Genomic DNA, 16,253 nt, shown 5'->3' with positions numbered 1-16,253 from the left:
CGGCGCCCGACCCGCTGCATGGCCAAGAAAACGCGCCGCGAAGGCGGTACGCAATGCCCATCAGAGCGGATTCTTTGCTATTCTTACGCGCTTGCCATCGCTGCTTCGGCGGCACGTCATCTGACTGGATCCACCGAGGCCCACATGCCTGATTACCGCTCGAAAACCTCCACCCACGGCCGCAACATGGCGGGCGCGCGCGCGCTGTGGCGCGCCACCGGCATGCAGGACGGCGACTTCGGGAAACCCATCATAGCCGTGGTGAACTCCTTTACCCAGTTTGTGCCCGGTCACGTTCACCTGAAGGACCTGGGGCAGCTGGTTGCCCGCGAAATCGAGGCCGCGGGCGGAGTGGCCAAGGAGTTCAATACCATCGCCGTGGACGACGGTATCGCCATGGGCCATGACGGCATGCTCTACAGCCTGCCCAGTCGCGACATCATTTCCGACTCGGTAGAGTACATGGTCAACGCACACTGTGCGGATGCCATGGTGTGTATTTCCAACTGCGACAAGATCACCCCCGGCATGCTGAATGCCGCCATGCGACTCAACATCCCGGTAGTGTTCGTCTCCGGCGGGCCAATGGAAGCCGGCAAGACCAAACTGTCCGAGCACAAGCTGGACCTGGTTGACGCCATGGTGATCGCCGCCGACAGCGACGCCAGCGATGAACAGGTTGCGGAATACGAGCGCTCCGCCTGCCCTACCTGTGGCTCCTGTTCCGGCATGTTCACGGCAAATTCCATGAACTGCCTGACCGAAGCCCTGGGGCTCAGCCTGCCCGGTAACGGTTCCACCCTGGCCACGCACGCCGACCGCGAGCAGCTGTTCCGCCGCGCCGGCCGCCTGGTGGTGGAGCTGTGCCAGCGCTACTACCAGCGGGAGGATGCCAGCGTATTGCCGCGCAATATCGCCAGCTTCAAGGCCTTCGAGAATGCGATGAGCCTGGATATCGCCATGGGCGGCTCCACCAATACCATTCTGCACCTGCTCGCAGCGGCCGAAGAGGCCGAACTCGACTTCACCCTGCAGGACATCGATCGGCTGTCGCGCCGTGTACCCCAGCTGTGCAAGGTGGCGCCGAACACCCCCCTGTACCACATGGAAGACGTGCACCGCGCCGGTGGCATCATGGCGATTCTCGGCGAACTGGATCGCGCCGGACTGCTGCACCGGGACTGCCCCACCGTGCACAGTCCGACGCTGGGCGCGGCACTGGATACCTGGGATATCGTGCGCACCAGCGATGCGGCAGTACACCAGTTCTACAAATCGGGCCCTGCCGGCATACCCACCCAGGTGGCCTTCAGCCAGGACACCCGCTGGCCCAGCCTGGATCTCGACCGGGAGAACGGCTGTATTCGCAATATCGACCACGCTTTCTCCCTTGAGGGCGGACTTGCCGTCCTGTTCGGGAACATTGCTGAAAACGGCTGTGTGGTAAAGACCTCCGGCGTCGATGACAGCATTCTGGTGTTCTCCGGCCCCGCCTACATCTGTGAGAGCCAGGAGGGCGCCGTCGCCGACATCCTCGAGGGCAGGGTGCAGGCCGGGGATGTGGTGATCATCCGCTACGAGGGCCCGCGGGGCGGCCCGGGGATGCAGGAAATGCTCTACCCCACCAGCTATCTGAAATCGAAGGGGCTGGGCAAGGCCTGCGCACTGCTGACGGACGGCCGCTTTTCCGGTGGCACCTCGGGCCTGTCGATCGGCCACGTATCGCCCGAGGCGGCCTCGGGTGGCGCCATCGCCCTCGTCGAACACGGTGATACCATTGACATCAACATTCCCGAACGCAGCATCAATGTGCGGCTGAGCGATGAACAGCTGGCCGCCCGGCGCGCCGCCATGGACGCCCGGGGCAAGGACGGCTGGAAGCCTGCAGAGACTCGACCACGCAAGGTCAGCGCGGCGCTGAAAGTGTATGCGAGCATGGTGACCAGCGCCGATCGCGGTGCGGTACGCGACCTGTCGCTGCTCGACTGATGCACAGACACGCCCCGCGAGGGCCGGAGCAGGCATGAACCCGTTCAAAATACTCAGTGCCATCAGCTCAGGCAGCTTCAAGGGCCACTTCGGCCAGTACGGCGAGGACGTGATCGTGCGCAAACTGGTCAAGCCGAACCGGGCGCCCGGCCGCTACCTGGATCTCGGCGCGTTTCATCCCTTCCGTTTTTCCAACACTGCCTACCTGTGGATGTGCGGATGGCAGGGCGTGAATGTGGACGCCAATGCCAACAGCATCCGCCTGTTTGATCGCGTGCGGCGCGGTGACCGCAACATCTGCGCCGCCGTCGTCAGCGAGGCAGAAATCAGCGACGGCCTGACCGAGGTGAACCTGATGCTGCCGCAGGTGACCAAGACACGCGATGGCATCAGCGCGCTGGGGTCGATCAGCAGCGACAGGGCGGAACTGAAGGAACTGGTGCGGGCGGTGCCGGTCCCGACCCTCAGCGTCAACCGCATCCTCGCCGAGAACCAGGGCGAGGAAATCCGCTATATCAACATCGATATCGAGGGCTATGATGAAAAAATCGCCTGCGATATCGATCTGCAGCGTTTTCGGCCGGAAGTCATTTCCGTGGAAGAGTATGGCCCCAACCTGGCCGCACTGGCCAGCGGCAGGGTATGCACCCACCTGCAGGCGCACGGCTACCACCTGTTCGCGCGCGCCGGCTATACCTCCATTTACGTGCGCGAGGAGTGACGGCGCAGCCCACGTGTCAGTCACGCGGCTCTTCGGAAAAGACTTTCCGGCCAGAGAACATCGCGGAAATCAGACCGTTGCGCTCGCGCAACTCAGTGATCACCACGGCGGCGATGTGCAGGGGAATGGCCAACACCAGGCCCCAGAAACCGAGTTCGTGCAGCTCAATAAACGGCTTGCGAAAGGTGCGCATGGCCGCGTAAGCGTCGGCATCCAGCAGCGGGGTCTGCGCGGGCTTCAGGCCGACCAGCTGCTCTGCACTGGCACCCGGCACCGCCACCCAGTCCAGGAACAGGTGCCCGAAGGGCGGCAGATACAGGTCGGTACCGGCGAGCACCAGGCCGGTAACGCACTGGTTCACAAGCAACAACAGCAGCAGGGCCACCATCAATCGTCCGAGGGGATTGTGTCCACGGTAGGGCGGCGGTTTGCCCGCGCGCAACCCACGCAGGTAGCCGACAAGGGCCTGCCCATAGCCGCGTCCTCCCGGTAAAGCGGCTGACCAGCGCGCGTAACGGTTCCCGACAAATCCCCAGACTATGCGCCAGAGCAGGTTGATGGCGAACACGTAACCTATCCACACATGCAGCGTTTTCAGTGCCACCTTGCCCTCGCCGCTGATGCCCAGTGTGCCCGCGTTGAAGATAACGAGGCCGACACCGAGCAGGCCCAGCACACAGAGCACGTTGATCCAGTGGAACCAGCGGGTCGTGGCATCCCACACCGGGTGTGATCGCAAAGCTGACGATTGACGCATGGACATCCCTCCTGAGGATTGTGCCTGACGTTATTGTGCACGCCTTTTCTGAAGCCATGCTTAACGCAACCGGATCCCCGTATTACTCCGGCAGAAGTCGTGTTTCCGTGCGAGCGTGTGCCCTGGCCTGCTCCGGGCTGAACCACCATGGCCTGCGCTCACCCGCCGCCCAGAGATGCGCCTGGTCGTTCTGGTGGCGCTGCAGATGCCGCTCGACAACCCCGCCAGCGAGGATCGCTTCGACCTTGTCCGGGTCGGCAAAATCCACCACCAGCTTCAGCGAGGCGAAAAAACCCGCCGCAAAGGGCTGCTCGAAGTCGTAAATGCCGCGGTTCAGCGTTTCGCCGCTGCCACCGCGCGGCACCGCAAAACTGCCGGCGAGGCCGCTGCCCAATCCGCTGGGGCGCAGCGGGCTGACAAAATGCAGGCTGTGTGCCTCGCCCCAGTGCCAGGCCGAGGGGTCTTTGCCCTGCAGGCCCTCAAGCAGTGCCCGGGCCCGGGGTGCCGCGGCCCGAATGACATCCGCCAGTGTCTCGCGGTGGGGTGTTGCGGTGTCGTCGAACCACGCGGCGTCGGGGGTCGCCAGTAGCGCCTCGAAACGCTGCTGCCAGAAGTACCAGGTGGACAGCATCTCGGCCGCCAGCGCCTCACCCAACTCATCGGTAAAGGTGCCCAGGGCAATTTCCCGATACAGCGCCTGGTAGATCAGCGGTGCAGGACTGTCTGCACGGTCGACGCCATCCCAGGTTGCCAGCAGGGCATGCAGGTCCCCCTGCGCGGGCTCGGTGGCCAGCGCATCGAGGATATGCGGCAACAGCGTGTCGCTTTGCAGGTTGCGGTTGTCGGCCATCAGCGCCCAGTGATCCGCCACGGTCATAGCATGGGCCTGGTTGAGCACCTGGCCCATGCGCAAATAGCGGTAGTCCGGTGAGAGGTAATTGGTGTAATACCAGGGAAAGCCTGCCGGGCGGGTATCGTGGTTTGCCGTGCCGACCCAGCCCCGCGACGGGTTGTACGCTGCGGGCATCTGCGCCTTGGGTATCCAGCCTGTCCAGTCATCGCTGCCATCGGCGGGCACCGCTCGCGGCAGGCTGCCATCGCCACCCGCGCGCAGGGGCAGCGCGCCGGATGCGCGGTGCCCGATGTTGCCCTGGTCGTCTGCGTAGACGAAATTGAACATCATCAGGTCGATATCCTGCACCCGCGCGTCAAACTCCCGGGCGTTCGCGGCGTCGAGCAGCCCCTCGATGCCCAGCTGGGGCGCATGTTTTTCCCAGGCCGTGGTGCGCAGTACCAGCACCCTGTCTCCCTCGGGACCCGCATGGTCGCTGATCACCGGCCCGCGCCGGGTGTAATGCACCACCAGCGGCTGCTCGCGCATCCCCCCCGGCGCCTTGCTGTCCTTGATCTGAACCACCTGCTCGCGGCGCTCGAAGGGCAGGCTGCGCCCGCCTTCCAGGTAGTGCTCCGGGTTAGCAGGGTCCACAGTTTCGACATACACGTCCTGGACGTCGCCGTAGGCATTGGTAACGCCGAAGGCCACGTGTTGCGTGCGCCCCACCAGCAGGCCGGGCAGGCCGGGCAGGGTGGCACCCACGGCCTGGATACCCGGCGCAAACAGACCCACGGGATGAAACATACCCGGGAGAATGCGGTTGTCCAGGTGCGGATCATTGGCCAGCATGGCCCGGCCAGAGGCACTGCGCGCCGCACTGATCGCCCAGTTGTTCGAGCCGATACCACCGTGCCGGGGCGGGTCTGGCGCAAACAGCAGCCTCGCCTTGCCCAGGCCCGCAGCGGCGCCCGCTTCAGGCGCGCTCGCGGCAAGCGCGGGCTGCGCTGCATCGCGATCCAGGTTGCGCAACAGCGGCATCAGTTGCTGCGCGCGCTGCGCGCCCAGCTGATCGACAAGCTGTTGCGCCAACAGCTCCGCCTGGTAATTGGTGGCATGGGTGTAGTGCACGAAGTGAACCAGCGCGACCAGGTCGGCCAGCTCCCAGGTGCGAGCCTCGAGGCCCACCAACCCCAGTTCCAGCGGATGGTCTCCCGCATGTGCGGTCACGTAGGCGTTGACCCCGTCGACGTAGGGCTGCAGCCAGTCCCGGCTGGCCGCACTCAACTGCGCCGCGTGTCGGCGACTGTTGTGCTCTATCCCCAGCACACGCATGCGTATATCGCTGGCGAGACCTGCTTCGCCGATACTGGCGGCCAGACGGCCCTGCCAGGTTGCGCGGAAAAACTCCATCTGGAACAGGCGGTGCTGCGCCGTCACAAACCCCTGGGCGCGCAGCAGGTCAGCCGTGCTCTCGGCAAAGATGTAGGGAATACCCAGGTCGTCGCGCAACACCGTCACCGGCGCACTGAGCCCCGGCAGGGTCAGGGCCGTATCCTGGTCGGGTACGGCGGCAGACTTCACCTGAACCCAGAGCGCAGTACCCGCCACCAGGGCGGCGAGCAACAACGCCAGCAGAATTCGTCGCAGCAACATAGGGCCCCTCTCAGGCTTCGTCGGCAGAGGTCGCGAGACGTGCGCCTTCCGGCAGACCCTGCTCCACCAGGGCCACCAGGTCGTCCTGCAATTTGCCAAGCTCCCGGCGCAAGTGCGCATCCTGTCGCTCGGTACGGCTGTTCAGCACATCGACCACCGCACGCTGGATGACCTCGGTGTTGGCCTCCCAGATCGCCCGGTATTCCGGGGACACGCTGTCGCGGCGCTGGGCCAGCGCCTGCCGCAGGCTGGCCTGCCAATCCGGCTCACGCTGCAGTATCGCATCGAGCCGATCCAGCCAGACCGCGCGCTCGGCCAGCCAGACACTGTCTGAACGGCGCAGGCTGGCACAGCCTACCGCCAGGCGCGTTTTCTGCTCTGTCTGCAGGCGGCCGAGGTAGCGCCGGGCATTGTCCTGCAGGCGCTCGCAGGCATCATCGCGATAATCTGCATCGTCACGTTCCAGATACTTTTCTTCGTACTCGGCCTGCTGCTCGCGCAATTCCCCCATGAACTCATCCAGCTGATCCTGACGCAGGGCATCGGCCAGTACCAGCATCCAGTCCAGAGCCCGCTCCTGCAAACGGTCCAGAGCCTGTTCAGCATCTGCCGTGAGCGCGACCAGCTGGTCGCGGGTCAGCGGTTCGTCGAGGCTGCGCTCCGCCCGCTGTAGCAGTTCAATGTAGCGCGGCAACTCATCCTGCCTGTGCCAGGCAAGAAACGGCTGCAGTTCGCTCTGCAGCAGCGCATCCTGGCTGCGATCGAGGCTGACATAATCACCCAGATACCAGGGGACAAAGAAATCCAGCCGGTTGTAGAAGAACCGCGTGCTGCTGCACCCCGCCAGGCAGAGAAGCAGGAACCCGACCACTGCGGACCGCACGGCGGCGCGTTGTAGCGACACAGCACTCACGGGTAATCCAGCCCGTCGCTGGCGAACAGCATGTCGATATTGCGAAAAGCCTTGAACTCGAGGTAGTTCCCCGCCGGGTCGCAGACGAAACAGGTTTTCTGCTCGCCGCGCCGCGCCGCGAAGCGCACCGTGGGCGCAATCGCAAACTCGACGCCGGATGCCGTGAGCCTGGCAATCAGCTGCTCGAGTTCCTCCCAGGGCAAAACGACACCGAAGTGCGAAGCCGGAATGTCCTCACCGTCGACCGGATTGCGGGCCAGTGACGGCATGGCCCCGGCGGGTACGAGGTGGGCCACCAGCTGGTGCCCCCAGAAATCGTAGTCTATCCAGCGCTCCGAGCGTCGCCCCCGGGGGCAGCCCAGCAGCCCGGCATAGAACCGGTCGGCAGCCTGCAGGTCGTCGACCGGCAGTGCGAGATGAAAGGGGGGGGAGGGCATGCCGGTCACCAGGGCAGGTTGTCGAGGTCGAGGTTGCCGCCACTGATCACAGCGACCACGCGGCGCCCGCGAAACCGTTCCGGATGCGCCAGCAGGGCGGCGAAGCTGACGGCACCGGAGGGCTCCACCACGGTTTTCAGACGGCTCCACTGCAGTCGCATGGCCTGCACAATCTCCGCATCGGATACCGTCAGAATGGTATCCACATGGCGCTGGATAATACCGAAGTTGATGGCCCCGAGGCCCGCCAGCAGTCCATCGGCGATGGTGCGCGGGGCCACGGAAGGCTGCAGGACGCCGAGGCCGAAAGAGCGGAACGCATCATCGGCGCCCTCCGGCTCTGCGGCAACCACCTCCACATCCGGTCGCAGGTGCTTGATCGCCAGGGCGACACCGGACAGCAGGCCACCCCCACCGACCGGCAGCACGATCACTTCGAGGTCGGGCACCTGCTCCAGCACTTCCAGCGCCAGCGTGCCCTGGCCGGCAATGACCCGCGGGTCGGCGTAGGGATGCACCACGTGGGCGCCCGTTGCCGCCACCACCCGCTCCAGGGTGCGCTCCCGCGCCGCCAGCGTGGGCTCGCACTCGATAATCAGGCCACCGTAAGCCGCAACGGCGGCCTTCTTGACTGCCGGCGCATTGGCGGGCATGACAATATGCGCGGCTATTCCACGCGCAGCCGCCGCCTGGGCCAGGGCCGCACCGTGATTTCCCGAGGAATGCGTGGCCACCCCGCCGGCCGCCTCGGTGTCGGTCAAGCCGAACACCGCATTGCTGGCACCGCGGGCCTTGAAAGCGCCCACTTTCTGCAGGTTCTCGCACTTGAAATGCAGGTCGGCGCCGGTGTGCGTGTTCAGCAGGACGCTGCTCATAACGGGCGTGCGATGCACGTGATCGCGAATGCGGGTGTGCGCCGCGGTGATTGCCGAGAAATCCGGAACGGCGTCCCTCATGCCACGCCCCCGGCAGCTAGCGCGGGGCAACAAACTGCAGCCGCCAGCCGGCGCGTCGCCAGAGCAGGTAGCCAAGCAGGAAATTGGTTTGCAGCAGCAGGCTTAACATCCATTCAAAAGCATCCTCGACCGAGTCGTACAATACACCATCCCAGGCCTGCAGCACGACCGTGAGCAACCCCAGCGCCAGCAACAGGCCGCAGAGAACAAGCATGGCGGCGGCAAGCCGCCGGGCGCCGGGCAACTGGGCGGCCAGGGCGCGCAGCTGGGCGGCGAACAGCAACTGCGCGAGGAACGTGAAGGAAAAGAACAGTACCGTGCCAGCGCGCCGCTGCAAGCGCCACGCGTCGCCCGCCTCACCCAGCACCGTGACGTACAGAATCAGCCCCAGGCTGGCCAGCAGGCCCAGCCACAGCATCCAGCGCAGTGCCGGGGCGGAGGCGTTGCCACCGGGAAGAGACCGCAGCCAGGCATAGTTGATCCACCAGTAGAGAGCCAGAATCACGGCGGCGGGCAACATGGTGGCGCGGAACAGGTAACTGGCCGGAGGCTGCCGCCCGGTGGCACTGATTGAGGTGCAGCTATCAAGGTAGGGATTGCACCAGTCAACATGGCCGTAACTGGCCGCCAGCAACCAGGTGAGATGTACCGCGGCGAAGGGCAACACCGCAGCCAGCAGGGCGATGACACGCAGATTCATGCCCCGGAGTTTAGCACCACCCTGTGCTATTCTGCCGCTTTTTGCCAAGCGGAGGTGCAGCGCCGATGGACTCACTGCAACAGCTCACGGCCAGCTTTGCCAACGCGGTCTGGGGCACACCGCTGGTGGTGCTGCTGCTGGGCGGGGGACTGTTTTTTGCCCTGTACTCACGCTTTTTGCCCTATCGCCACTTCGGCCATGCCATCGGCATCATGCTGGGACGACACGATACCCCCGGTGAACCGGGCGAGCTGAGCCACGCGCAGGCGCTGGCCGCAGCACTCTCGGGCACCATGGGCATGGGGAATATTTCCGGCGTGGCGCTGGCCATCGCGGCCGGTGGCCCGGGCGCCGTATTCTGGATGTGGATGTCGGCGCTCGTCGGGATTTCGACCAAGTTCTTCACCTGCACGCTGGGGGTGATGTACCGCGGCAAGGACAGTGCAGGACAGCTGCAGGGCGGGCCCATGTACATCATTCGCGAAGCCCTGCCGCGCGCTTTTTTCCCGCTGGCAATCCTCTTCTCCCTCGCCGGCCTGATCGGCACCCTACCCATTTTCCAGGCCAACCAGCTCACCGCACTCATCCGTGACAACCTGTTCGCCGGGCAGGCCCCGGGCAGTGCAAATCTGCTGATTGGTTGCGTCATGGCCGCCGTGGTGGCCGCCGTGGTCTTCGGCGGGCTACAGCGCGTGGCCAGGGTTGCGGTCACCCTCTTGCCGCTGATGATGGTGACCTACATGGCCATGACCCTGTACCTGCTGCTGCTGCACAGCGAGCGGGTCCCGGGCTTGCTGGCCAGCATTGTTACCGATGCCTTCAATCCCCAGGCGGTGGGTGGCGGCCTGGTCGGTGTGATCCTGATCGGTGTCAGCCGCGGCGTGTTCTCCAACGAGGCCGGGGTGGGTACCGAGGTCATGGCGCACGGTGCCGCGCGCACCAACGAGCCGGTGCGGGAAGGCCTTGTGGCAATGCTCGGCCCGGTAGCGGACACGCTGATTGTCTGCACCTGCACCGCCCTGGTGATTCTGCTTGCGGGCACCTGGCAGGACCCGGGAGAGCTGTCCGGCATCACGCTGACCGCCAACGCCTTCCGTCAGGATCTCGGCAGCCTGGGCAGCGGCCTGCTGCTCTTTGTCACGCTTATTCTGGCCAGCACCACCATGTTCACCATGTGGTATTACGGGGCCAAGTGCTTTGGCTTTCTGTTCGGCGCGCGGCTGCAGACCTATTACCGCTGGTTTTTTGTACTGGCGGTCGTTTTCGGCGCCACGGTCAGCATCGATGTCGTGTTCAACCTGATTTCCGGCTCCTACGGCCTGATGGCCATCCCCACCATGGTGTCCACCCTGTTGTTGGCGGGCAAGGTACGGATGGCGGCGCGGGAGTATTTCCAGCGTCATCCCTACTGAGAGGAACGGCACATGGCGGCTGATCATCCGACGGGCAAAGTGGCGGGCATCCTGGGTGGGATGGGGCCGGAGGCCACCGTGGACTTTATGGCGCGGGTACTGGCGGCGACACCGGCCAGCACGGATCAGGAGCATATCCACATGCTGGTGGACCACAACCCGCATATCCCCAACCGGCATGCCTCCATCGCCGGCAGCGGACCCGATGCCGGACCCGCCCTTGCCGCCATGGCCCAGCGGCTGGAACGTGCCGGCGCGGACTTCCTGGTCATGGTCTGCAACACGGCCCACGCCTACACGGGGGAGATTCGCGCCGTAGTGGGCATTCCCTTTGTCAGTATCATCGATGTGGTGATGGACACTGTATCTGCGCACCCGGCCCGACGTGTAGGCGTGATGGCTGCAGACGGCTGCCTGCAGGCGGGCCTGTACCAACAGGCACTGCGCGCGGCGGGACGCGAGCCACTGCTCTGGAACCACAGTGAGCAGGCGCGCTTCATGGAGCTGCTGTACCGCATCAAGAGTGGGGAGCGCAGCGCCGACCTGCGCAGCGGGCTGCAATCCCTCGCCGCCAGCCTCGCGTTCGGCGGTGCTGAACTGCTGATCGCGGGGTGTACCGAAATCCCGCTGCTGTTGCAGGCCGCGGACACCGGCGTGGAGCTGCTGTCCTCAACAGACCTGCTGGTGGCGAGGACCGTAGCCCTGGCCCGCGGCGACTACGCCGCCGCGGTCTGACCCTGGCGCGCCGCGCGATTGATGGCGCCGAGAATACCCTCCAGCGACGCCTGGATGATGTCGGAGCTACGACCGACGCCGCAGTAGCGCTCGCCGTCGATGTTCAGCTGGATATAGCACACCGCTTCGGCATCGGCGCTCTGGCTAAGGGCGTGCTCGCTGTACTCGACCAACACAATCTGGCGACCGGTGAAGCGCTGCATGGCATCGACAAACGACGCGACAACCCCGTTGCCGGTGCCGGTCAAGGCGCTGCGCGCCGCGCCGTCGAAAATCTCCGCCTGCAGTTGATCAATGCTGTCGGCGCGACTCACCTGGTAATCGCCGAGGCGCCAGCGGCCTGCATCGCTCAGGTAGGTTTGCTGGAACAGATCGTGGATCGCCTCGGGCGTCACTTCAGATTCCTGCTTCTCGGCGAACGCCTGCACGGCAGCGCTGAAGTCTATCTGCAGCCAACGCGGCAGTTCGTAGCCGTAATTGCGCTCCAGCACATAGGCAATACCGCCCTTGCCCGACTGGCTGTTGATGCGAATCACCTCCTGGTAGGAGCGGCCGATATCTGCCGGGTCGATCGGCAGGTAGGCGACCTGCCAGGGCGCCTGCGCCTCGCGCCGGGACAGACACTTCTTGATGGCGTCCTGGTGGCTGCCGGAGAACGCCGTGAACACCAGCTCCCCGGCGTAGGGGTGGCGGGGATGCACGGGTAACTGGGTGCACTCTTTCACCGTCTGGATGATTTCGTCCATGTGTGCGAGCTGCAGCTGTGGATCGACGCCCTGGCTGTAGAGGTTCATGGCCATGGTGACGATGTCCATGTTGCCGGTGCGCTCGCCATTGCCCATCAGCGTGCCCTCGACGCGGTCGGCGCCGGCCAGAACACCGAGCTCGGCCGCGGCTACCGCACAGCCCCGGTCGTTGTGCGTATGCAACGAGATCAGCAGGGCTTCGCGGTTCCTGACGTGATCGCAGAACCACTCGATCTGGTCCGCGTAGACGTTGGGCGTACTCATCTCCACCGTTGCCGGCAGGTTGATAATCACCGGATGCGCAGGCGTCGGCTGCCACACCGCCGTCACTGCGTCGACCACCTCCACGGCAAAATCCAGCTCGGTACCGGTAAAGCTTTCCGGCGAGTACTCAAACACCCATTCCGTGTCCGGATAGCGGGCCGCCACATCGCGCACCAGCTCGGCGCCCTTGACCGCGATATCAATGATGCCCGCGCGATCGAGGCCAAACACCTGCTCGCGCTGCACCGTCGAGGTGGAGTTGTACACGTGCACAATGGCGCGGCGAGCCCCGCGCAAGGCCTCGAAGGTCTTCTCGATCAGCTCCGGGCGCGCCTGGGTGAGCACCTGGATGGTGACGTCCTCAGGAATGCGGTTGTTCTCGATCAGCTCCCGGCAGAAGTTGTAGTCGTGGCTGGAGGCAGAGGGAAACCCCACCTCGATTTCCTTGAAGCCAATCTTCACCAGCTGGTCCCACAGGCGCGATTTCTGCCGCGCCGTCATCGGCTCGATCAGGGCCTGGTTGCCATCGCGCAGGTCGACGCTACACCAGCGCGGCGCCTGGGTAATCTGCCTGTCCGGCCAGCGGCGCGCCGTCATGCGCACGGGCGCGAAAGGCGGGTATTTGCGATGATCAAATTGGCTCATGGCCCTGTCCTCTGTCGGTTCTGCCCGGGCGGCGAATACATGCGGCTGTACATCTGGGGGCGCGCAGGGTTGTGTCCTGCCTGACCAGCTCTTGTGAAGCCCGCTGTGCTGCACATCCGCCCGGGTCAAGCGGGGTGCATTGCGGCAACAGATGCTGCATCAGCCGAAGGCATAGTATAACGCCTGTGAGACGGAGGATTCCTGCAAATAACCACCGACCTCGGGCCAAAATTAGTGTTTATACTTAATTTTTTATATTTTAATAGTGATTACGCCTATGTTAGCCTTATTTCCCGCATTCTGAACCAACGTATCAAACGCACCCGGAGGAGGGCGTGGCATGGCCTGCTGGCTGTTGAAAACCGAGCCGGATACCTTCAGCCTGGACGATCTGGCGGCGCGGCCCGCGCAGACCGAGCCCTGGGACGGCGTGCGCAACTACCAGGCGCGCAACTTCCTGCGCGACGGCATGCAGCCGGGCGATGAGGTCTTTATCTACCATTCGAGCTGCGCGGTGCCGGCCATTGTCGGGCTGGCCGACGTGGTGGGCCCGGCGCGGCCCGACCCGAGCCAGTTCGACCCGCACTCACCCTATTACGACCCGCGCAGCGACCGCGACAACCCGCGCTGGGTGCTGCGCGATATCCGCTACCGCAGCCACCTGCCGCGCCCGCTGCCGCTCGCCGAACTCAGGCTGCACGCCGCGCAACTCGAGGGCTTTGCGCTGCTGCAGCGCAGCCGCCTGTCGGTCATGCCGGTGGCGCCCGGGCACCGCAACCTCATTCTGCAACTGGCAGCCGGCGCATGAAGCTGGACCGCATCGACCGCCGCATCCTGGATATCCTGCAAAAAGAAGGGGGCATCAGTAATCTCGAGCTCGCTGACCGGGTTGGCCTCTCGCCCACGCCCTGCGCGCGCCGGGTGAAAAGGCTGGAGGACTCTGGCCTGATCCTCGGCACCGTTACCCTGCTCGACCAGTCTCGCCTGGGGCTGAAACTCACGGCCTACATCGGCATCAGCATGGATCGGCACACACCCGACCGCTTCGACGCCTTCGAGGAGCAGGTACGGGCCTTTCCCGAGGTCATGGAGTGCTCGGTGGTCACCGGCCAGAGCGCTGACTACCTGCTGAAGGCCGTTATACCGGATATGCAGCACTATGAACGCTTCCTGCTCGGCAAGCTCACGCGCATTCCCGGCGTAACCGGTGTGCACTCCAGCTTCGAGCTGCGGCGGGTAGTGCAGAACACCGCGCTGCCCCTGGATCATGTGGACAACGACACCGAGGTGTGACGGGTCTCGGTGCCGGGCCGGCACCGCGCACCTGGCCCGCGGCCAACACAGTGCTTGCCCGAACTTCGCCATTGGACGCATGATGGGCGTGCCAGAACGGGAGTCATGCCATGCTTGATATGCAGAACAAAGTGGCCCTGGTAACCGGTGGCGCCAGCGGCATGGGGCGCATCATCGCCCTGCGCCTGGCCTCGCGCGGTGCCCGGGTGGTGATTTTCGACGTCAACGAGGCCGGGCTCGAGGCAACCTGTGCCGAGGACGACCGCATTCGCGCGCAGCGCTGCGACATCGGCGACCTGGGCGATGTGGAGCGGCAGGTCGCGCGGGTAGAGCAGGAAACCGGCCCCATCGATCTGCTGGTACACGCCGCGGCACTGATGCCCAGCCACAAACTGATCGACCATACCCATGACGGTATGGAACGCCTGTTTCGCATCAACTATTTCGGCACCACCTACATGATCCGCAGCGTACTGCCGTCGATGCTCAGCCGGCGCAGCGGCCGCATTATCGCCTTTGGCTCGGTGGCCGGGTACGCATTGGTCACCCACATGGGCGGCTACTGTGCCACCAAGTCCGCTGTGAACACCTATGTGGAGATACTGCAGAATGAGTTGCGGGACTCCGGGGTGCAGGTGCACCTGGTGTGCCCACCGCCCGTCAACACGCCACTGATCGACCAGACGCTGGCGACAGATGGGCCCGCCAGCCTGATTGAGGCAAAGAAAACGGGCCGCCTGTCCGACCCGGAAAAAATTGTCACGGCGATCGAGAAAGGCATTGCCAGAAACCGGGATATTATCTACCCGGGTGAGGCCCGCCTGCTCATGCTCTGGCACGCGCTGCTGCCGCGACTGTGGTGGAAAACGGTGTTGAAGTTCGAGAAACAGTGACCGGGTAGCCGATGCGCGTGATAGCATCCGCGACCCATGAGTTCACGACACCTCACCGCTGATTCCCCCTGGCTGCTGGCCCTGCTGGCGACGCTGGTTGCGCTGGGTCCGCTCAGTGTGGATATGTACCTGCCCGCCATGCCCGCCATGCGGCTTGCACTGGACACCGACGTGGGCAGCATTCAACTGACCCTCAGTGCCTACCTGGCCGGCTTCGCCGTGTTTCACCTGTTCTGCGGGCCCCTGGCCGACCGTTACGGCCGCAAGCCGGTCATTACCGCAGGCACCTTGCTGTTCATTGCCGCCTGCGTCGGCTGCAGCCTGGCCACCACGATCGACGAGCTTCTGGCCTACCGCTTTCTGCAGGGCATCGGCGCCTGTGTCGGGCCGACACTGGCACGCACTATCACCCGCGACCTGTTCGGGCCGCGCCGGGCTGCGCGCGCCCTGTCCCTGATCGCCATGCTGATGGCGCTGGCACCTGCCGTGGCACCCAGTCTGGGCAGCCTGCTGACCCTGTTCTTCCCCTGGCGCAGTATTTTCGTGTTTCTGGGGCTGTACGGTGCACTGGTCCTCATTGTACTCAACCGCTACCTGGGCGAGTCGCTGCCGGTGCGCCAGAGCCTGCACCCCGGCACCATCCTGCGCAATTACAGCGTGCTGGTGCGCAGCGGGCGTTTCATGGCGGTCGTGGTCAGCAGCTCGGTGGTCTACGCCGGCATGATGGTCTATCTCGCGTCATCCGGCTTTGTCTACATCGAGATGCTGCAGCTGCCGGTGAAGTACTTCGGCCCGATATTCCTCACCACCGTGGCGGGCTATATCGCGGGCAGCGCAGTGAGCGCACGACTCGCCACACGCCTGGACTCCACCCGCGTGTTGCTCATCGGCACGGTGGTGGTTGCCGTCGCCAGCCTGGGCATGGCGATCGCGGGGACCCTGTTCGACACCAGTGTCGCGGCGCTGGCGGTACCAATGATGCTGTATACCGCGGGTATGGGGCTCACGCTGCCGCATGCCATGGGCCTCGCACTCCAGCCCTATCCGCACATGGCCGGCACCGCATCCGCGCTGCTCGGCTTTATCCAGATGGCCGTCTCGGCGGTGGCGGGAGGCCTGATCGGTCTGTTCCTGCACGACTCACCACAACCCATGCTGGCGGGGATTCTGCTGCTCGGCCTGGCGGGGCTTGCGCTCGCACTGCTGGCCCGCAAACTGCACAGCCGCAACCCCGAGGACACGCCGGCGCACTGAACCCGGTCCGTGCGCGGCAGGACACTGACCGGCCGCACGGGCTGTGGCAT

15 protein-coding genes are annotated in these 16,253 nt (G+C 64.8%); 8 read left to right on the top strand and 7 right to left on the bottom strand.

From position 1 onward, the window contains the following. The first annotated feature begins 144 nt into the window (after nt 1-144). The gene (ilvD, locus tag AACZ17_RS06085; protein WP_290741074.1) at nt 145-1,989 is read left to right on the top strand and encodes a dihydroxy-acid dehydratase; all 1,845 of its coding nucleotides are present in this window, start codon (nt 145-147) and stop codon (nt 1,987-1,989) included. Nucleotides 1,990-2,023: 34 nt separating this feature from the next. Beyond that, nucleotides 2,024-2,710, top strand: a complete 687-nt coding sequence (locus AACZ17_RS06080) for an FkbM family methyltransferase (protein WP_290741071.1) — start codon at nt 2,024-2,026, stop codon at nt 2,708-2,710. Between the two features lie 16 nt (nt 2,711-2,726). Here AACZ17_RS06080 and AACZ17_RS06075 read toward each other — a convergent pair whose 3' ends face one another. From AACZ17_RS06075 to AACZ17_RS06050, 6 genes are all read right to left on the bottom strand, one after another. Then, a complete protein-coding gene (locus AACZ17_RS06075; RefSeq protein WP_290741068.1) occupies nt 2,727-3,467 on the bottom strand; it encodes a cytochrome b/b6 domain-containing protein in 741 nt (246 codons plus the stop codon). 82 nt (nt 3,468-3,549) lie between these two features. Continuing rightward, nucleotides 3,550-5,955, bottom strand: coding sequence for a penicillin acylase family protein (locus tag AACZ17_RS06070; protein ID WP_290741065.1), 2,406 nt, complete (start codon nt 5,953-5,955; stop codon nt 3,550-3,552). Nucleotides 5,956-5,965: 10 nt separating this feature from the next. Next, entirely contained in the window at nt 5,966-6,868 is a 903-nt protein-coding gene (locus AACZ17_RS06065; RefSeq protein ID WP_290741062.1) for a DUF6279 family lipoprotein, read from the bottom strand. Then, a complete protein-coding gene (locus tag AACZ17_RS06060) occupies nt 6,865-7,305 on the bottom strand; it encodes a VOC family protein (protein WP_290741058.1) in 441 nt (146 codons plus the stop codon). Before AACZ17_RS06060 ends, AACZ17_RS06065 begins: the two co-directional genes overlap by 4 nt. Nucleotides 7,306-7,310: 5 nt before the next feature. Beyond that, entirely contained in the window at nt 7,311-8,261 is a 951-nt protein-coding gene (locus AACZ17_RS06055; RefSeq protein WP_290741053.1) for a pyridoxal-phosphate dependent enzyme, read from the bottom strand. A gap of 16 nt (nt 8,262-8,277) precedes the next feature. Next, nucleotides 8,278-8,961 carry a hypothetical protein gene (locus AACZ17_RS06050; protein ID WP_290741050.1) on the bottom strand — a complete coding sequence of 228 codons (684 nt, stop codon included), beginning with the start codon at nt 8,959-8,961 and terminating at the stop codon, nt 8,278-8,280. Between the two features lie 65 nt (nt 8,962-9,026). On the opposite strand from AACZ17_RS06050, the gene AACZ17_RS06045 reads away from it, so the two are divergent. Both AACZ17_RS06045 and AACZ17_RS06040 read left to right on the top strand, forming a co-directional pair. Continuing rightward, nucleotides 9,027-10,373, top strand: a complete 1,347-nt coding sequence (locus tag AACZ17_RS06045) for an amino acid carrier protein (protein ID WP_290741046.1) — start codon at nt 9,027-9,029, stop codon at nt 10,371-10,373. 12 nt (nt 10,374-10,385) lie between these two features. Continuing rightward, nucleotides 10,386-11,108, top strand: a complete 723-nt coding sequence (locus AACZ17_RS06040; RefSeq protein WP_290741043.1) for an amino acid racemase — start codon at nt 10,386-10,388, stop codon at nt 11,106-11,108. Here AACZ17_RS06040 and leuA read toward each other — a convergent pair. Next, nucleotides 11,090-12,763, bottom strand: coding sequence for a 2-isopropylmalate synthase (leuA, locus tag AACZ17_RS06035; protein ID WP_290741040.1), 1,674 nt, complete (start codon nt 12,761-12,763; stop codon nt 11,090-11,092). The genes AACZ17_RS06040 and leuA overlap by 19 nt on opposite strands. A gap of 340 nt (nt 12,764-13,103) precedes the next feature. Between leuA and AACZ17_RS06030 the strand changes: the two genes are divergently transcribed. The 4 genes from AACZ17_RS06030 to AACZ17_RS06015 all read left to right on the top strand — a co-directional run bounded on the left by AACZ17_RS06030 (nt 13,104) and on the right by AACZ17_RS06015 (nt 16,203). After that, entirely contained in the window at nt 13,104-13,571 is a 468-nt protein-coding gene (locus AACZ17_RS06030) for an EVE domain-containing protein (protein ID WP_290741037.1), read from the top strand. Then, nucleotides 13,568-14,056, top strand: coding sequence for an Lrp/AsnC family transcriptional regulator (locus tag AACZ17_RS06025; protein ID WP_290741034.1), 489 nt, complete (start codon nt 13,568-13,570; stop codon nt 14,054-14,056). The genes AACZ17_RS06030 and AACZ17_RS06025 overlap by 4 nt, the downstream gene beginning before the upstream one ends. Before the next feature lie 110 nt (nt 14,057-14,166). Further along, nucleotides 14,167-14,949, top strand: a complete 783-nt coding sequence (locus tag AACZ17_RS06020; RefSeq protein ID WP_290741032.1) for an SDR family oxidoreductase — start codon at nt 14,167-14,169, stop codon at nt 14,947-14,949. A 36-nt stretch (nt 14,950-14,985) separates the two neighbouring features. Continuing rightward, nucleotides 14,986-16,203, top strand: coding sequence for a multidrug effflux MFS transporter (locus AACZ17_RS06015; RefSeq protein ID WP_290741029.1), 1,218 nt, complete (start codon nt 14,986-14,988; stop codon nt 16,201-16,203). Nucleotides 16,204-16,253: the final 50 nt, after the last annotated feature.

The sequence above is a fragment of the uncultured Haliea sp. genome (genome assembly GCF_963973825.1).
Classification (GTDB): Bacteria; Pseudomonadota; Gammaproteobacteria; order Pseudomonadales; family Halieaceae; genus Haliea.
The sequence above is the reverse complement of the archived record's forward strand: the minus strand, read 5'-3'. Positions and strand labels throughout refer to the sequence as shown.